Source organism: Bacteroidota bacterium, assembly GCA_013360915.1.
In the GTDB taxonomy this organism is placed as follows: domain Bacteria; phylum Bacteroidota; class JABWAT01; order JABWAT01; family JABWAT01; genus JABWAT01.
This window is the reverse complement of sequence record JABWAT010000001.1, coordinates 735,315-753,444: the sequence shown is the minus strand read 5'-3', so window position 1 is coordinate 753,444 and position 18,130 is coordinate 735,315. Positions and strand designations below refer to the sequence as shown.

The following is an 18,130-nucleotide window of genomic DNA, read 5'->3' as shown; positions in this document are numbered from 1 at the left end:
TCAACGGAATACTCATGACTCATCAGATGATTAACCGGACTCTTGCTGTTCTGGTTTTAATTTATGCAACCATTCTTTATGGCCTGACGGTCAGCCCCACAGTCTCCTTTTGGGATTGCGGTGAATTTATTGCAACATCCTATACGCTCGGCGTCCCGCACCCCCCCGGATCTCCCATCTTTCTGTTGCTGGGTCGTTTATTTACCTCCATTCCATTCGTAGAGGATATTGGTTTACGGATGAATTACATGAGTGTGATTTCATCTTCCCTGACCATTATGCTCACCTACCTGATTATTGTACGGCTGATCCTGTATATGAAACCCAATCCCGATTCATGGTCCTGGGTCGATAAAGTCGTCAGTTACGGATCGGCACTCGGCGGGGCTCTGGTGTTCTCGGCCAGTGAATCGTTCTGGTTCAATGCAGTTGAAGCGGAAGTGTATGCCCTTTCCATGTTCTTTACGGCCATCGTGGTCTGGCTTGTTCTTGAATGGGCTGACCACAGTGATGAAGGGCATAATGAGCGTTACCTGTTAATTATTGCCTACATGATCGGACTGGCCATCGGTATTCACCTGCTGAACATGCTGACCATTTTCATGGTGGCTGTAATTATCTACTTCAGAAAATTCACCTTCAGCTATTCCGGATTTGCAAAGATGGTGGGTATTTCAGTTTTGGTTTTTCTGAGTATTTACCCGGGAATCATTAAAGGAGTCCCCAAATTACTCGAAGTGAATATCCTGATTAAGATCATCTCGCTGGGCGCCCTCATTTTTGGTATTTACTGGACCCATGTGAACCGGTATAAAATTGCCAACCTTGCATTACTGTCTGTGCTTCTGATCATTATGGGGTATGCGTCTTATGCCATGATTTACATCCGGTCGAATGCACATCCCCCCATCAATGAAAATGACCCTTCCACACCGGAACAGATGCTGTCCTATCTAAACCGTGAACAGTATGGTGACAGTCCCTTTTTAGAACGTCGCTGGAGCTCCGATCCGGTACACCAGCGATACTACAACATGTACGATAGTGACTGGGATTACTTCTGGAATTACCAGGTGCATCACATGTTTAACCGTTACCTGGGCTGGAATTTTATTGGACGTGAAAGTGATATTCAGGATTCCGGCGTTGACTGGACCAAGTTCTGGGCGCTCCCCTTCATATTCGGAATGATCGGAATCTGGTATCACTTTAAAGAGGACAGGCACCGGGCACTGGCCATTCTTGCCTTATTCTTTGTGACCGGTTATGCCATTATACTCTACCTTAACCAGACGCAACCCCAGCCGCGGGAGCGGGATTACTCCTATGCAGGTGCCTTTTTTGCCTATGCCATCTGGATTGGAATCGGTATTCTCGGGTTTATAGAAACCATCCGGAAAGAACTGCTCAACTCCGAAAAATTACAGAAAATCGGAGTCCCGGTTCTGGTCGGATTGGTTTTGATTTTTGTTCCCGGCCGGATGCTGGCCATCAACTACCCGGTGAATGACCGCAGTCATTGGTATGTTCCGCGTGACTATGCACGGAACATCCTTGGTGGATTGGAGAAAGATGCCATCATTTTTACCAATGGAGACAATGATACCTTCCCGCTGTGGTACCAGCAGGAAGTGGAACGATACCGCACCGATGTCCGTGTGGTGAATCTGTCGCTGCTCAATACCCATTGGTATATCCTTCAGCTGAAGAATGAAGAACCAAGGGGAGCCAAAAAGGTGAAGCTGCCTTCCCGTCACCGCGATGCTGACATCGTGGAAATCCAGCCCATGCGTTGGTTTGAAGAGGGCCGTGAAGTGGTGATTCCTGTCGATTCCAGTCGGGTTAAAGCCAGCGATCTGGGATCCCAGCCAGGTCTTGCTGTTGATTCCCTGATGCGTTTTAAAATCAATCCAACCATGAGTTACCGGGGAATTCCCCTCATCAGGGTACAGGATTTTATGATTTTTGACATCATTCAAGCCAATGAATGGGAACGACCCATCTATTTTGCCATCACCGTCCCCGAAGACAATCGGATCGGTCTGGACAATTACCTTCAACTTGAAGGGATGGTTTACCGCGTGGTACCCTCTAAAGGCGGAAATCCGTTCGATCGCATTTACGCAGAGAAAATGAAGAAGAACCTGTTGGAAAACTACGCGTTTACCAATCTGGATATGGAAAATGTCAGATATGATGACAACATCAGGAAAGTGGTGCAGAACTACCGCAACCTGTTCCAGAGACTGGCCTTCTATTACATGGATGCAGGCGATACCAATTCGGCCGTCGAGCTTACACTGGCCATGCGCGAGAAAATGAGTGAGACCAACGTTCCCTTTGAAGATGCACGCGGCCTGATCAATGCTGCAGAGGTCCTGAGCACACGACCCGAGCATGAGACCATTGCTGAGGAGTACAACCAGATGGCTGAAAAGCTTCTCCGCGAGAAAATCAGTGATCCGATGGGAACCGATCCGGTCAACCTCATTCTGTTAGAAAGACTCTATACGGGACAGGAACGCTGGAGTGAGGCCGCCACGGTCGTTGAGCAAATGCTTCAGATGTACCCGAATCAGCCATCCCTGAAGAGCCGGATGAATGACTATCGGACCAAAGCCGGGCTTCCGCCGGTACCCTGATTGGTACCCAAACGTACTGAATGGCTTTTTTTTCGATTATTATTCCCCATTTCAGCGGAATAGACATTCTGACGGATTGTCTGGATTCCCTTTACAGGGCATCCGGACAGTTCGAAGTGATTCTGGTAGATAATGGGTCCGCAGATGACTCGGTGTCTGTCGTCCGTACGAAGTTCCCCCGGGTCTTGATTCACGAACCCGGTGAAAACCTGGGGTATGCTGGCGGTTGTACAGCCGGTGCTGCCTTTGCCAAGGGTGACTGGCTGGTGTTTCTGAACAACGACACCATGGTCGATCCTGAGTGGTTGATTCAGCTTGAAACAGCCATTTCCCATAATCCCGATGCCACCTGCCTTCAGCCAAAAATCCTTTCACTGCAAGCCCATCGTGCCGGAAGGTCGGTGTTTGACTATGCCGGGGCAGCCGGCGGACGGCTTGACTGGCTGGGTTACCCTTTTGCCTGGGGAAGGGTGATGGATTCCATAGAAAAGGATGAAGGTCAGTATGACCATTCCCAGCGTCTTTTCTGGTCAAGCGGAACTGCCATGGTAATTCGTCGGCAGGAAGCAGTGCAGCTTAACTTTTTTGTCCCCGCATTTTTTGCCCACATGGAGGAAATCGATCTCTGCTGGAGGCTTTTGTCGGCCGGTGGTCAGGTGATATCAGTTCCGGCCAGTGTGGTCTGGCACCTTGGTGGGCAGACACTCGCCCTGGGACATCCGCGCAAAATGTATCTGAATCACCGGAATAACTGGCTGATGGTCATAAAGAATACACCTGTTCCTTATCTGGTCATGATTTCCCCGTTCCGCATCCTGCTCGACCTGCTGGCGGGTCTGTCCTATTCGAAAAAGCAGGGTTGGGAAGGGTTTAAGATCATTCTGCGTGCATGGAAATGGTTATGGACCAACCGGAAGGTTCTGGCAGATTTGCGAAGGCAAAACCAGTCTACCATCCGCTGGAAGGGTTTCCGGCGTGTTTTTAAGCAAATGGACCCCGTTCCGGTGGTGGTCCGGCGGGCGTTGCAGGCAGGTAAGGTTTTTTAATCGGTGATTCGGAAGTATATTTGCAGGCAGGAAATCCAGTATGAAACCTTTTACTTTCTCTTCTGAAGATCTGAAACAGATAACAGCTGTCCTCGGTGTGGAACCGGTTGTGATGGGTGATAACGTCCGTTTCGAGGTCAATCATGCCGATCCGACCCGGAAACTGACAGTGGAAGTTTACTCAGGTATCCCGATCGGATCCGAAACCGGAACCCTGGTCTCGGTCTACACCATCAATTCACACCTTCAGCTTCATTTCTGTACGGGATTCGTTGTGAGTGAAATGTGTGAAGAAGTAACGTTTGTTGCAGAAGACGGACAGAAAGTTTCCGGACTGATTATTGAGAAGCAGGGGGGATGTTCGCTGTTCTGCAATGTTAATCGTGATGTGCTTTCCGGTGACTTTACCCAGATGGCACCCGAAGTCATGATGAGCAGCATTGCACTTTCCCTCACCGAACACATTCTTCAGAATCCGCCCGATTCCGGAAAGTAACCGGTTTGGCAACCATCCGACTATTCATTGACCACCCCAAACCACCGGCGATTAAAAAACGGTTGCTTATCAGGCAGGCCGGTGATGTTTCGCTGCATGAAAAAGTATCCTGGGAGTCGGTGAATATCATTCTGACCACCGATGAGTCCCTGCTGGCCATGAACCGTACCTATCTGCAGCATGATTATGAAACCGATGTGATTTCCTTCGGTCTGCACGAACCCGGCAAACCGGTGGTTGGAGAAATTTATATCAGTCTTGATCAGGCACGGGTTCAGGCAAGGGAATACAAGGTTCCGGTGGCACAGGAAATCAGTCGCCTGGTGATTCACGGAGCCCTGCATCTCTGCGGATACGATGATCAAACAATTTCCCAGCAGGAAATCATGCGGAAAAAGGAAGAATTTTACCTGACGAAGGTTCCTGATTGATGATTAACACCAACCCCATCACCGATCCTGCCGGAACATCCGGATTCCGGATCTTCAGTGAGGCCGAACGGTCCATGATCCCGCTTGAATTTCAGGGATTTATGATCAGTTTATCCAGTTCAGGTCTGATTTCAGCCGAGGAAACCGAAATCCTGATGGAGCGTCTGATGGCTGAAAATGAAATGATCTGGTCTCTGGAGGACCTGAAGAACCTGGTCAGTTCGGTTTTGTACGAGCGGCTTGGGCCCGGGGGAAGGTCCATCCGGATGATCGGAAACGAAGACAGTCCGAATTAATTTCTCCCATTTATTGTTACCCGGGTACTAACTCAATCTTTTATGCCAAAATCTCTGGTTATTGTCGAATCTCCGACAAAAGCAAAAACTATCAGCAAATACCTGGGCAAGGACTATATCATCGAGTCCTCGGCTGGTCATATTAAAAACCTTCCTGAACGGAAACTCGGAATCAATGTGGATTCCGGATACACGCCCGAGTATGAGACCATCAAGGGCAAAGCGGATGTCATTAAAAAAATAAAAGATGCTGCTAAAAAAGCCGACCAGGTCTTTCTGGCCACTGACCCTGACCGGGAAGGTGAGGCCATCGCCTGGCACCTGGCAAAGGAAGTTGGAAAACCGGACTCGTCCATTCACCGGGTACTTTTCCATGAAATCACCCGTGATGCCGTTATTGAAAGTATCAGCAATCCCATCCGGATCGATGACAAACTGGTAGAGGCTCAGCAGGCCCGCCGGGTGATGGACCGTATCGTTGGCTATCAGGTCAGTCCGTTTCTCTGGAAGGCCATTTATCGTGGGTTAAGTGCAGGAAGAGTGCAGACCGCCGCCTTGCGCCTTCTGTGCGAACGGGAAAAGGAAATTTCGGCTTTTGAGACGAAAGAATATTGGTCCTTCACCGGATTGTTTAAAACCCAGACTTCGCCTGCCTTTCCAGCCAAATTGTTTAAAATTGACCAGCAGGCACCAGACATTCCGGATGAAGCGGCAGCTTCCCGCCTGAATGATGCCATTCTTGCTCAGAGCTACCAGATCGGGTCTGTGGAAACCCGCGAAGTTCGCCGGAATCCGGGTGCACCGTTTATTACCAGCACCCTTCAGCAGGATGCCTCGAACCGTCTGCGGTTCTCGACGAAAAAGACCATGTCGGTGGCTCAGCAATTGTATGAAGGTGTTGAACTGGATTCTGGTGAGGTTGTCGGTCTGATCACCTATATGCGTACCGATTCGGTCCGGGTCAGCGAGCAGGCCATCCAGGCTGTCCGTTCCCATATTGCCACTGCCTATGGGGTGGAATATCTGCCGAAAAGTCCACGTCAGTATAAGACAAAGAAAAGTGCACAGGATGCCCACGAAGCCATCCGGCCCACCAGCCTGAATCTTGACCCGAAATCGGTTAAAAAATCGCTTACAGCCGATCAGTTCAAACTGTATGAACTCATCTGGAACCGGTTTGTGGCCAGCCAGATGGAATCTGCCCGGTTTGATCAGACCACGGTGGATATTACCGGCGGACCCTTTCAGTTTCGTGCAACCGGCCGTGTTACCCGGTTTTCCGGATTTCTGGCCGTGTACGGAGATGTGGCAACCGAGAAAGATTCTGAACCGGATGACCAGAATACAGAAAACGGGTCCCTGCCAGCCGGTCTGACATCCGGTCAGCGGACCCAGTTGACGGGTCTGACTCCCAAACAAAACTTTACAAAACCACCCGCCCGATATACCGAGGCGAGTCTGGTGAGTGAACTGGAAAGCAAGGCCATCGGACGCCCTTCAACCTATTCGAGTATCATCTCAACCCTGATTGACCGAAAGTACGCCGAACTGAAAGAGCGGAAGTTTCAGGCCACCGAAATCGGTATGAATGTTTATGATATTCTGGTTACAAGTTTTCCAGATCTGTTCAGTTACGATTTTACAGCCCGGATGGAAGAGTTTCTGGATGAAATCGCCGAAGGTAAGAAACAGTACAAGGCTGTTCTGGACGGATTTTATCTGCCTTTACAAAAGCAGTTGGAAGGTCTGAAAAAAGAGGTGACCTCGATCAGACAACAAATGACTGAGTCATCCGATGTGATTTGCGATAAATGCGGCTCTCCCATGATTATCCGATGGGGTAAAAATGGGAAGTTTCTGGCCTGCTCCAATTTTCCGGCATGTAAAAACACCCGGTCTCTCACAGAACCAACCGCTGCCGAAACGCCAAAAGAAGAACCTGAGTACATTGGACGCGCCTGTCCGACCTGTCAGAATCCGCTGGTCAAAAGGAAGGGCCGGTTCGGGTTGTTTATTGCTTGCTCCACCTACCCGGTTTGTAAATACACCGAACGGATAGAAGCCCCGGCTGACTCACTGATGCCATGTCCATCCTGCGGGAAGGGAACGGTCAGGGAAAAGAAAAGCCGGAAAGGAAAAATCTTTTACGGATGCGATAATTACCCGGCATGCGATTTTGCTCTGTGGGACAAACCGGTTCCGGGAGCCTGCCCATCCTGTGGACATGGCTACCGCCTGCTGAAACGTTCAAAAACAGGTGATCAGATTTTGTGTCCCCAGTGTCAATCGTCTGAACCTGCACCTGCCTGAGGTTCCGGTGGGTCTTGATTCATCTGATCGTTTGAGCTATATTGAAGCTAAACAAGAACGGCTGGATGAGAAACTTCCTTCCGAAATTCCTTCGCTATCTGCAGGTTGAACGGAATTATTCCGGCCACACACTGATTGCATATCAGACCGACTTGGACCAGTTTATCAGCTGGCTCGAAACTGAAAATCACTCTCTCCACATACATGAAGTGACTCTCTCAGACCTGAGAGGGTATCTGGCTTCATTGTTTTCATCGGGCCTTTCCAGAAAAAGTATCTCACGCAAGGTTGCATCCCTGCGGGCCTTTTTCAGGTATGCCCGTCGGTCCGGATCCGTTTCGGTAAACCCGGCTGTGTCCCTTTCTTTTCCCAAAACCAGTCGCAATCTGCCCGAATTTCTTTCGGAAGAGACCATCACCCGGCTGATGGCCCAACCAGATGTCACCCACTGGATGGGGCTTCGGGACCGGCTTGTTCTCGAACTGTTTTACTCCACTGGTATCCGGTTAAGTGAACTGACCAATCTGAAAATATCGGATTATGAGCCTGCCCACCAGACAATTCGTGTGTGGGGAAAAGGATCAAAAAACCGGATTGTTCCGGTGGGAACCTCCTGTGCACATCTGTTGTCTGAATGGATGGTCAGCCGTCAGTCCATCGGGTCCGGAACGGACCGGATGTTTGTGACTGATAAGGAACAACCTGTTAATCCGGGATTCATTCAGCGTTTGGTTAAAAAGTATCTGTTACCGGTCACCGAGGTGAAAAAGAAAAGTCCTCACCTGCTGAGGCACACGTTTGCCACCCATATGATTGACCATGGTGCCGATCTGAGAGCGGTTAAGGATTTTCTGGGACATGAATCCCTGTCAACGACTCAGATTTACACTCACGTCAGTGTGGAAAGACTGAAATCTGTTTATAAACAAGCACATCCTACAGCAACCCATGATAAGGAGACTCTATGAATACGTTTCTGACTGCCAGACATTTCAACGCACGCGAAGACCTGAAAAATTACATCATGGATGCAACGGCAAAACTGGAAAAGTACTATGATGGAATCATTGACTGCCGGGTAACTCTCGATTATGAACAGAATGAAAAACACAATGGCAACCGGACAAAAATCGTTGAAATCAAAGTGACGGTTTTTAATCAGATTATGAAATCAAAGGAAACATCCGAGCATTTTGAGGTGGCGGTAGATGCAGCCATCGATGATATTATCAAGCAACTGAAGAAATACAAAGAAACCCACCGGGCCCACTGAGCCGCCCGGACTGAAATATTCACTTTTACATGGAGCAGGCACCACTGGTGCCTGTTTTTTTATGAAACTGGGACCTCTTATCCGTCGTCAGGAAATCACAGTCAGGTTTTTGGCCGATCGGTTGGTTCACCGGCTCCGGGTTCCCCTCGAGCAGGTGAATGAAGTTGATGCATCAGCCAAGACGATCAGGGAACGCGAAATCCACAGACCCGGACTGGCCCTGGCTGGCTTTACCGACCTGTTTACCTATCACCGGGTCCAGGTGCTCGGTAATACTGAATGCCGGTTTCTGAATAAACTGAACCCCGAGCAGCGGCGTCAGGCGTTCAGCACCCTGCTTGCCTACGAGATTCCCTGTATCATCATGACGGATTCCAATAAAAACACCGACTATCCCGAGTTAACCGAACTGGCGACCGAGAAGGGGATTCCCCTGTTCACAACAACTTATGAATCCTCCAAACTGATTTACCTTGTCACCGACTTTCTGGATGATCAGTTTAGTCCGCAGCAATCGGTACACGGGGTATTCCTTGATGTGTACGGGATCGGAATTCTTATTACCGGGCGCAGCGGGATCGGCAAGTCAGAGATTGGTCTGGACCTGATCGAGAGAGGCCACCGGCTGGTTTCTGATGACGTGGTCATGATTACCCGTAAAGGAGAAGGCATCCTGATGGGCAGTTCCAACAACATGGTCCAGCATTTTATGGAAATCAGGGGAGTTGGAATCATCGACATACGGTCCATTTTCGGGGTTCGTGCCATCCGGTTCCAGAAACGGGTTGAGATTGTTGTTGAATTGCTTGACTGGAATCCGGATGAGGAATACACCCGCACCGGGCTCGATACCGTCTATGCCGAGATTCTCGGGGTGAAAATACCAAAAATTGAACTGGCCATTTTTGCCGGGAAGAATGTAACGGTTATCCTCGAAACAGTAGCCCTGAATCACCTGCTGAAACATTATGGCTATGATTCTGCCCAGGTTTTTGCCGATAAACTTCAATCTGCCATCGAAAGGAAAACCAGAGTAAAGGCAGGAGAAGAGCCCGACCGGACCACCGAATACTTTGAACATGATTTCGAATAAGGAACCATATGCTGTTCTTATGCGTTTGATCACACCATCTTGTCAATGAATTGATTATCAGGGATTTGGCACATAGATTTAGCAGTCTGACCGTTCCGCCAAGACATAAAAAATGTTCAAAAAAACAGGTAAATACATACTCGATCCGCACACCCTGCAGTTGGTGGAAGTCCGCAGGACTTTCTCTCACTACCTCTTTTGGTTCGGGTTGATTCTGTTTACCTCCTCCATTCTGAGCACTGCAACCCTCTATCTGTTCGGCGATGTTCTGGAAAGCGAGTATTCACGCAGCCTTAAGGTTGAGAATGAATCGCTCCGGCAGCAGATCGGAAAGTTTGCCGAAAAAATTGCCTCTTTTAATTCGGTGGTATCCAATCTGGCCAGCAAAGATGAGCAATTGCGGGTGCTGGTCGATTTACCTAGTCTGGACCAGGATTCCAGAAAGGCCGGAGTGGGTGGTACTTCTGAGAATCAGATGGTAACCGGCGATGTGGATATTGATAAGATGCTCAATTCCACCCGTCTGGCTCTGGATCAGATTGACAGGCAACTGCAGATACAGAAAGAATCTTACGATCTGATCTACCAGCAATACAAATTAAACAGTCAGTATTTTGACAACTTCCCTGCATTGAAACCAGCACGCGGAAGACTGACCTCTGGTTTTGGGTCCAGGATTCATCCGATCTATAAAATTCAGCGGCCTCATCAGGGAATCGATATTTCACTTCCGAGGGGAACCCCGGTTTATGCCACCGGAGGAGCAACCGTGGATTTTGTGGGAGGCAACCCAAGAACCGGATACGGCCGGCTGGTGATTCTCGACCACGGATTCGGACTCAAGACTTATTACGCCCACCTTTCAACCGTGGCAGTGAAGAAAGGCCAGAAGGTTAAACGTGGCGATGTCATTGCTTACTCGGGCAACACCGGTGTGTCCACTTCACCGCACCTGCACTATGAAGTCCATTGGAACCGGAAACCTCAGGATCCCTCTTTATTCTTCCTCAATGATCTCGACCCGATCGAATACGCCATCGCTATTCATCAGGCCGATAAAGATCGCCCCAGCCTCGACTGATTTCCCTTTCTGATGGTATTGTGTTTGCAGTTCCTCTTTTGTATTTTCGCGCAATTTCACGCCCCTGTCATTAAACGAGGTACCCATGTATTGGACAATGGAACTGGCTGCCCATCTGAACGATGCCCCCTGGCCATGCACCAAAGCTGAACTAATCGATTTCGCCTATCGGACCGGTGCCCCATATGAGGTTATTGAGAACCTTCAGGCCCTGGAAGACGATGAGGAAGTTTATGAAAACATGGAGGAAATCTGGCCGGACTTTCCTACCAGCAGTGAATTCTATTATTCCGACGAAGACGAATATTAAGTCCTTTCTCATGCACGGACCCATTTCCTGGCGGTGATGGGTCCGGCTCCAACCATTTTGTTAAAATCCTTCTTCACACTCCTTCTGGTCGTCTGGATTATACAGGAATCCCTGTTGGCCCAGGTGCCCGATTCGACTGGCAAACAACTCATTCTGAGAGTTGATTTCGAAGGAGTTAAAAGCATCGATGAAGATTTCCTTGCAGGAAACATCCAGACCAGACAGAATTACTGGCTGATTAATAAATCGGTAAAACCCGGATTATGGCTTTACCGAACCTTCGGCTTTATTTTTCCTGAAACCCGTTTTTCTTCACTGAATTATGTCGGGAACTATTTCAGGAACAATTTTGGTGAAGCGCCCATTTATTTCTCAGATATCAATCTGGCCGACGACCGCTCCTATCTTGAGCAGTACTACAGGTATCTGGGTTTCTTCCGGATCCGTGTGGATACGGCGACCGTGCGTTCTCCCGATGGTGTAAAGGTGACATTCCGGATAAACGAGGGGCCGCAGGGCAAACTTGAAACCATCCGGTACGACCTCCCGCAGAAGGATGAGGCACAAATTGCCAGGGTGGTCTACAACAACCAGATTGTTAAGGAAGGCGAACCCTGGTCCGTTTTTAAAATCCGTGATGAACGCGCCCGGATTCTTTCTTCCCTTCAGGAAAAAGGTTACGCATTCACACAATCCGACTCGATTACAGTGGTGGCCGATACCACAGGCTTTCCTGACATTTCCCTTACGCTCGTCGTCAGGCCCAGTTCTAAAAGTGTGGTGGCTGGCCAATCCATGACCATCTATACCAACAGCATCGATTCTGGTGAACGGTTGCGTGATACCCTGTCGGTCAATGGAATCAGAATCAGGACAACCAGCAGCAGAGAGCTTAAACCTGATATTATTACCCGGCATATTGATCTGGAATCGGGCGAGTTGTTTTCTCCGGGACGGCGGGTTAACACCCTGCGTAATCTGAATGAATTGGGTGTTTTTAACTCGGTGAATGTTTCGATTGATAGCCTGGCCTATGATCGGGTAAACGACCAGTATGAGGTGTATACAGCCTACACCATGCAAATGGCCCCCAAACATGAAATCCGCCCGCAGATTCGGTTAGATGATAAAAGCGACGGTTCTTTCGGTTCGGATCTGATCTATACCAATAAAAATATATTCAATGCTGCCGAAAACCTTCGCATCAGTGTGGGGGGGAGTGTTCAGATTCCAGCCTCACTCACCGGGAATAAAACTGAATACAGTGAGTGGAGTGTGAATGGCGGTATCGATCTTAATTTTCCCTATTTCATGGGAACCTCCAATCGCTCTCAGATTTCTGCAAGATGGCAGCAAGCGTCGAAAACGGCCCTGCAGCGTGCAACCAACAAACGCGAACCCTATGACCTGACCATCATCACCACCGGTCTTCGCGTTCAGTGGCGGCATGCGGAATACACCCGCTCCTACATCGATATCCTTGAAGTGAACTGGGTAAAGGCAGGTAAGTCTTATTTCACCACCCTGACCGATGACCGGCGTTTGCGGGAACCTTACGTGAACAGCGTGTTCCGCTGGACCACCCAATGGCTGAATACAAACATCATCGAAAGAAATTATGGCGGCAGCCAGGAAATCTCTCTTGAAGAATCCGGCTTGATTCCCAGACTTTTGAGTACCACGGTTGATAAGTCGGATGTGCAGACATCGGAAGATGGTCAGACCGGCCGGATTTTTGGTGTCAACTATTATCAGTACCTGAAGTTACAGACCGATCTGCGTTGGTACATCCCAGTCACCACCACAGATAACTATGCGTTTAAGCTCGTATTGGGTTATATCACACCTTATGGTATTTCGAAAGATACCCCCGAAATCAACCGGTTCTTTGGTGGAGGAATCACCAGTCTGAGGGGCTGGCTTCCCACCGAACTTGGACCGGGAAGTCTACCAAGATCAGCAGCCGACAGCACCTCCCGGGGGTATTTTGATATCAAACTCGAGGGATCGGTCGAATATCGTAAAAAGTGGAATTCAGACTGGGGATATGCCTTGTTTGTGGATTACGGTAACCTGTGGAATCGGGAAGGAAAACCGGGTTCGTTCACTTTTAAGAACCTCTACCGGGAAATTGCAGTGAATTACGGTGTGGGAATCCGGTATTTTCTGCCTATCGGGCCCGCCAGACTCGATTTTGCCTGGAAAGCCTGGAATCCATCGGCACCTGCCGGTCAGCGGTGGTTACCTTCCACCTACCGTCTGAATGATCCCGGTGGCTTTTTTGACCAGATGTCGTTTTATATCGGCATCGGTCACTCGTTCTGATCGTTTTCAGTAGGACCGGTTTACAATGAACCGGATCAGGTTTGTGAAGGCAGAACGTGCCTCGCTGTCCGGAAATTTCATCAGTTCATCGGTCGCCTGCTGTGCATACCTGCCTGCAACCTCATGTGCATACCCGATTCCGTTCTTATCGATGATAAACTGACGGATTTCTTCAAAATCGGCCACCTTTTTTGCCAGCCGGATTTTTCGCCGGATCCGGTTCTGCTCATCGGCAGGGGAACTTGCCAGGGCATAAATGAGTGGCAGGGTCATTTTCTTTTCTTTCAGATCGAGTCCGGCCGGCTTACCGGTTCCCCCTTCGGTAAAATCGAGCAGGTCATCGCGTATCTGAAACGCAATACCCAGGTAACTTCCAATGGTTCGCAGTCTTTCCAGAATCTCGGGTGAGGTGGTGTTACTGAGGGCCCCGATTTCACATCCGCTGGAAATCAGGCTTCCGGTTTTTCCCTGAATGATTTTAAAATAGACTTCTTCGGTTGTGTTCAGCATCCGGCTTTTTTCAATCTGAACCAATTCACCTTCAGACATGTCCCTGACGGCCCGGCTTAGAATGGTTAACTGGTCATAGTCACCGTTGTCAAGGGAAAGAAGCAATCCGCGGGAAAGCAGGTAGTCCCCGATCAGAACGGCGACTTTGTTTTTCCATAGGGCGTTGATACTGGGGACTGCGCGCCGCATATCGGCATCATCCACCACATCATCATGAACAAGAGTGGCAGTATGAAGGAGCTCGACCAGGATGGCACCGCGGTAAGACCGGTCATTCACGCCTCCGGTCAATTTTGCCGATAGGAGAACCAGTGCAGGACGAATCCGCTTACCCTTTTGCTGAAGGATGTACCGGATAATTTCTTCGAGCAGGGAAGATTTGCTCTCAAGATAGGAACTGAACCGGGTATGAAATTCCTGCAGTTCGGGTTCGATAGGTCGTAATATTTCCGAAACAGAACTCATATCAGGTTGTACTCCGCAAACCAGCCTGCTTCCGTTTTTGTATGGCAGCAGATATCACAATCGAAATTTCGTAAAGAATCATCATTGGCACAACCAGGAAAATCTGTGAGATTACATCTGGGGGGGTGAATATTCCTGCCAGTACCACCACGATGAAGTAGGCATACCGCCGGTAATGTTTCATAAAGTTGGGAGTGAGCAGACCCAGATGACTGAGGAAATAGGAAACCATCGGGAGTTCGAACAACAATCCGCTGGCCAACATAATCTGAACAATAAAGGACATGTACTCATCGGCTGCCAGATTGTTTACAATGGAGGGAGAACCAAAGGACATGAAAAACTGGACAGAGTAGGGAATGATCAGGAAGTATGCAAAAGCGACCCCTGCCAGGAAACAAAAACTGGAGAAGGCAACAATTGACCGGATGTACTTAATTTCCTTCTGGCGCAGGGCAGGATACACAAACCGCCAGATTTCATAGAGCACATAGGGGATACCCAGCACAAGGCCAGAGAAAAATGACACCTGAAGGTAAAGCATAATCTGCCCGAAAGGCTTCAGGTTCTGCAGCATTACAGGGGTTGAAAGCTGATGCAGTGGCCTTAGCAGTATGTCATTGACAATAAAATCGGAAAAATAGAAACAGACCCCAGAGGTTACCAGAAGGGCAATAAAGGATCGTACAAGAGTCCATCTCAGGGCCTCGAGATGAGTGAGGAAGGAACCGGTCTGTTCTCCCGATTCCTGTTCCTGATCCTGTGGCTGGCTCATCCGGGATTAACCGATCTCCGGATGAATCGGGAAAGTGCGGCAGAGGTCGGCCACTTCACCCTTGATTTTTGAAAGGGTGGCATCTTCCTGCCAGGAAAGAATGGCCCGATCAATCCAGTTAGCCACCTGCTTAAAATGATCCTGACGAAAACCGCGGGAGGTCATGGCAGGAGTACCAAGCCGGATACCACTGGTAATAAACGGTGATTGAGTATCGAAGGGAACCATGTTTTTGTTAACGGTGATTCCTGCTTTTCCCAAGGCTATTTCGGCATCCTTGCCGGTGATATTTTTATTCCGCAGATCGATCAGCATCAGGTGGTTATCGGTTCCGCCCGAGATGATTTTATATCCCTTCTCAACCATGGCACCAGCCAATGTTGCGGCATTGGCCTGAAGGGCACCTGTATAGGTTTTGAATCCGGGTTGAAGGGCCTCGTGGAAGGCAGCTGCCTTTGCAGCAATGATATGCATCAGAGGTCCGCCCTGAATTCCGGGCATTACTTTCGAATCAAGAATTTCGCTCATCATTTTAAGACGACCACTCTTGGGCATGGTGATTCCAAACGGATTCTCGAAATCGGAGCCCATCATGATGATTCCGCCACGTGGACCTCTCAGAGTCTTATGCGTGGTACTGGTCACGATGTGACAATGGGGAAGCGGATTTTTAAGACGTCCGGTTGCAATAAGACCAGCGGGGTGAGCAATATCGGCCCAGAGGAAGGCGCCCACTTCGTCGGCAATTTTCCTGAAGGTCTCATAATCATAATCGCGGGAGTAGGCGCTGGCCCCAACAATGATCATTTTGGGGCGATGTTTGATTGCCTGATCCCGCACCGACTCCATATTGATCCGGCCAGTGGTTTCTTCTACACCGTAGGAGACGACTTTATAGAGCTGTCCGGAAAAATTCACGGCGGATCCGTGTGTGAGATGGCCGCCATGATTCAGGTCGAGGCCCAACACGGTATCGCCTGGCTGAAGCAGTGAAAAATACACGGCCATGTTGGCCTGGCTTCCCGAATGGGGCTGAACATTCACATAGGCTGCACCAAACAGCTTTTTTAAACGCTCACGGGCCAGATCTTCGGCCACATCTACCCACTCACAGCCTCCATAGTACCGTTTACCAGGATAACCCTCTGCATACTTATTGGTGAGCTCGCTTCCGGCCACTTCCAGCACCTGTCTGGAAACAAAATTCTCTGAGGCAATCAGTTCGATTTTTTCGGTCTGACGGGTGATTTCGCCCTGTATGGCCTTATATAATTCCGGATCAAAACTCATCAGTGTGCTCATGGGTCCTCTGTTTGAATGGGAATGGAAGGGAAATTTTTAACCGGGAAGTTCGATTTTTTCGACCCGGCGGGTATGACGTCCACCTTCGAAATCGGTGGACAACCAGATATTAACAATGTCGAGTGCTGTTGGTTTATCCAGAAAGCGGGCGGGAAGAACCAGAATATTTGAATTGTTATGCTGACGTGAAAGAGCAGCAGTTTCACGATTCCATACCAGCGCAGCGCGGACTCCTCTGAACCGGTTGGCGGCAATACTCATTCCGATGCCGCTTCCGCAAATCAGAATACCGCGTGAAACTTGGCCAGATTGCAATTCACGGCAGAGTGATTGCGCAAAATCGGGATAATCAACCGACTCGGTTCCTGATGGACCAAAATCCCGGATCGGTTGCCCGGTCCGGGAAAGGTCGGCTATCAGGAAAGATTTCAGGTCAACCCCGGCATGATCCGAGGCAATTCCGATCATAATTTTGGAACGGTGACCGTTTCACCAATCCATGCATAGCAACCTGAATTGATGTTGATGACGTCGCCCGCTTTTTGCTGGCGAAGGAAATAGTCTTCCTTGGTCGGGTAAAGATTGCTGCGTTTATTGGCTTGGATCCGGTTTTTAGCCTCTCCTGCTACCGATTCATCTACCCGGGCTGCATTCAGATAGGCTTCTTCAATGGCCAGATAAACCACCTTGTCAGAAAACTCAATTTTCGTCCAGCCACCCTTTTTTCCAACACAATCAGCAACAGCCGCTTCATAGGCTTGACCAATCAGGATGTAGGCACGTCCGAGATTTTTATCAATTTTTAGAGCCCGGCGTGCATAGTCACGTGCCTGCGACCCTTTTTCAAGGTTTACGTAAGCCTGAGCAATGTTCAGGAGGTCTTCCTTGGTTTCTTCCGCTTTCAGAGCTTTCTGATAGGAACCGATGGCCTCGTTGTATTTACCAAGACTGTAAAGGGTTTTTCCCTGCAGACGGTAATTGGTTGCGGAAGGGTCAACAGCAATCAGCTGGTTGATGTACTCAATTGCTTTTTCATCTTCCTTCATGGAATCGGCATACAGCTTATAAAGGGAGAGGAACAATTTTTTGCGTTTTTCGGGATCCTTTTCACCTTCAAGGGCCTTTTTATAAACCTCAATCAATTGCTCAGGATTGGCAATGGCACTCAGTTCATAGCGGAGGGTTTGTGCTGGCTCAGGCTTTCCTGCAGCTTCATAGGCATCAATCAGGGAAGAGTAAAGGTCAATGGTCTCCTGAACCATTTCCTTCTGGATCATAAGACGGCCGCACATGACTGCATACGCAACATCCACTTCGGCCGGATTCATGGCAATACCAGACTGATAGTTGGCTATGGCGCTATCCGCATTTTTGTAATAGGTTTCGAAGTTGAAGCCCTTTCTAAGCCAGAAACTCTGTGCTTTATCGGGGGTATAGAAACGGCCAAGATCCAGAACGATCATGGATGAATCGAGATAGGGCGCTCTTGCTTCAGGGGCCAGTGTGGAGTCGAGGTAAACATTCACAAAGGATTCCTGAAGACGTTGCCACAGGGTTCTTTTGGCCTCGGGTGCATTTTTGGCCAACCACATTCCGTATTTGATGGAGGAGATGTAGTCTTTGTTCTTATGATATTCTGAAAAAAGACTCCAGTTCCGGTTAATTTGTTGCTGGGCGGCAGGGTTCTCAGCAGCGGGAGGGGGTGTTTCCTGCGAATATGCAGAGACAGTAAAAACCATCAGAGCAAGGGTTGCCATTGTAAATTGTTTCATGGC

The 18,130-nt window shown here is 49.1% G+C and carries 17 protein-coding genes; 12 read left to right on the top strand and 5 right to left on the bottom strand.

All coding sequences use genetic code 11. The features are described from left to right. Positions 1–14: 14 nt before the first annotated feature. The 12 genes from HUU10_03240 (at position 15) to HUU10_03185 (ending at position 13,303) form a co-directional block, all read left to right on the top strand. The gene (locus HUU10_03240) at positions 15–2,642 is read left to right on the top strand and encodes a DUF2723 domain-containing protein (GenBank protein NUQ80603.1); all 2,628 of its coding nucleotides are present in this window, start codon (positions 15–17) and stop codon (positions 2,640–2,642) included. 20 nt (positions 2,643–2,662) lie between these two features. After that, positions 2,663–3,688, top strand: a complete 1,026-nt coding sequence (locus HUU10_03235) for a glycosyltransferase family 2 protein (protein ID NUQ80602.1) — start codon at positions 2,663–2,665, stop codon at positions 3,686–3,688. Positions 3,689–3,728: 40 nt separating this feature from the next. Further along, positions 3,729–4,184, top strand: a complete 456-nt coding sequence (locus HUU10_03230) for a hypothetical protein (GenBank protein ID NUQ80601.1) — start codon at positions 3,729–3,731, stop codon at positions 4,182–4,184. A 5-nt stretch (positions 4,185–4,189) separates the two neighbouring features. Then, complete coding sequence (gene ybeY / locus HUU10_03225; protein ID NUQ80600.1) at positions 4,190–4,615, top strand: rRNA maturation RNase YbeY; 426 nt, start codon at positions 4,190–4,192, stop codon at positions 4,613–4,615. Next, positions 4,615–4,911, top strand: coding sequence for a DUF494 family protein (locus tag HUU10_03220; GenBank protein NUQ80599.1), 297 nt, complete (start codon positions 4,615–4,617; stop codon positions 4,909–4,911). The genes ybeY and HUU10_03220 overlap by 1 nt, the downstream gene beginning before the upstream one ends. Positions 4,912–4,953: 42 nt before the next feature. Beyond that, on the top strand, positions 4,954–7,221 hold the full coding sequence (gene topA / locus HUU10_03215) for a type I DNA topoisomerase (protein NUQ80598.1): 2,268 nt from the start codon (positions 4,954–4,956) through the stop codon (positions 7,219–7,221). Between the two features lie 65 nt (positions 7,222–7,286). Further along, complete coding sequence (locus HUU10_03210; GenBank protein NUQ80597.1) at positions 7,287–8,189, top strand: tyrosine recombinase; 903 nt, start codon at positions 7,287–7,289, stop codon at positions 8,187–8,189. Then, a complete protein-coding gene (raiA, locus tag HUU10_03205; protein ID NUQ80596.1) occupies positions 8,186–8,494 on the top strand; it encodes a ribosome-associated translation inhibitor RaiA in 309 nt (102 codons plus the stop codon). Before HUU10_03210 ends, raiA begins: the two co-directional genes overlap by 4 nt. Positions 8,495–8,555: 61 nt before the next feature. Continuing rightward, positions 8,556–9,587 carry an HPr kinase/phosphorylase gene (locus HUU10_03200; GenBank protein ID NUQ80595.1) on the top strand — a complete coding sequence of 344 codons (1,032 nt, stop codon included), beginning with the start codon at positions 8,556–8,558 and terminating at the stop codon, positions 9,585–9,587. A gap of 112 nt (positions 9,588–9,699) precedes the next feature. Continuing rightward, complete coding sequence (locus HUU10_03195; protein NUQ80594.1) at positions 9,700–10,668, top strand: M23 family metallopeptidase; 969 nt, start codon at positions 9,700–9,702, stop codon at positions 10,666–10,668. A gap of 85 nt (positions 10,669–10,753) precedes the next feature. Then, positions 10,754–10,978 (top strand): DUF2795 domain-containing protein, encoded by a 225-nt coding sequence (locus tag HUU10_03190; protein ID NUQ80593.1) that lies wholly within the window; start codon positions 10,754–10,756, stop codon positions 10,976–10,978. A gap of 33 nt (positions 10,979–11,011) precedes the next feature. Beyond that, positions 11,012–13,303, top strand: coding sequence for a BamA/TamA family outer membrane protein (locus tag HUU10_03185; protein NUQ80592.1), 2,292 nt, complete (start codon positions 11,012–11,014; stop codon positions 13,301–13,303). A gap of 6 nt (positions 13,304–13,309) precedes the next feature. Here the strand turns inward: HUU10_03185 and HUU10_03180 are convergent, their stop codons facing one another. From HUU10_03180 to HUU10_03160, 5 genes are read right to left on the bottom strand one after another with little or no spacing between them, the layout of a single operon-like run. Further along, complete coding sequence (locus HUU10_03180; protein NUQ80591.1) at positions 13,310–14,278, bottom strand: polyprenyl synthetase family protein; 969 nt, start codon at positions 14,276–14,278, stop codon at positions 13,310–13,312. Between the two features lies 1 nt (position 14,279). After that, positions 14,280–15,053: a twin-arginine translocase subunit TatC gene (gene tatC, locus HUU10_03175; GenBank protein ID NUQ80590.1), complete on the bottom strand. Its 774-nt coding sequence runs from the start codon at positions 15,051–15,053 to the stop codon at positions 14,280–14,282. A gap of 6 nt (positions 15,054–15,059) precedes the next feature. After that, on the bottom strand, positions 15,060–16,355 hold the full coding sequence (locus HUU10_03170; protein ID NUQ80589.1) for a serine hydroxymethyltransferase: 1,296 nt from the start codon (positions 16,353–16,355) through the stop codon (positions 15,060–15,062). A 36-nt stretch (positions 16,356–16,391) separates the two neighbouring features. Then, the gene (gene rpiB / locus HUU10_03165; protein NUQ80588.1) at positions 16,392–16,823 is read right to left on the bottom strand and encodes a ribose 5-phosphate isomerase B; all 432 of its coding nucleotides are present in this window, start codon (positions 16,821–16,823) and stop codon (positions 16,392–16,394) included. Further along, positions 16,820–18,127: a hypothetical protein gene (locus tag HUU10_03160; GenBank protein ID NUQ80587.1), complete on the bottom strand. Its 1,308-nt coding sequence runs from the start codon at positions 18,125–18,127 to the stop codon at positions 16,820–16,822. Before HUU10_03160 ends, rpiB begins: the two co-directional genes overlap by 4 nt. Positions 18,128–18,130: the final 3 nt, after the last annotated feature.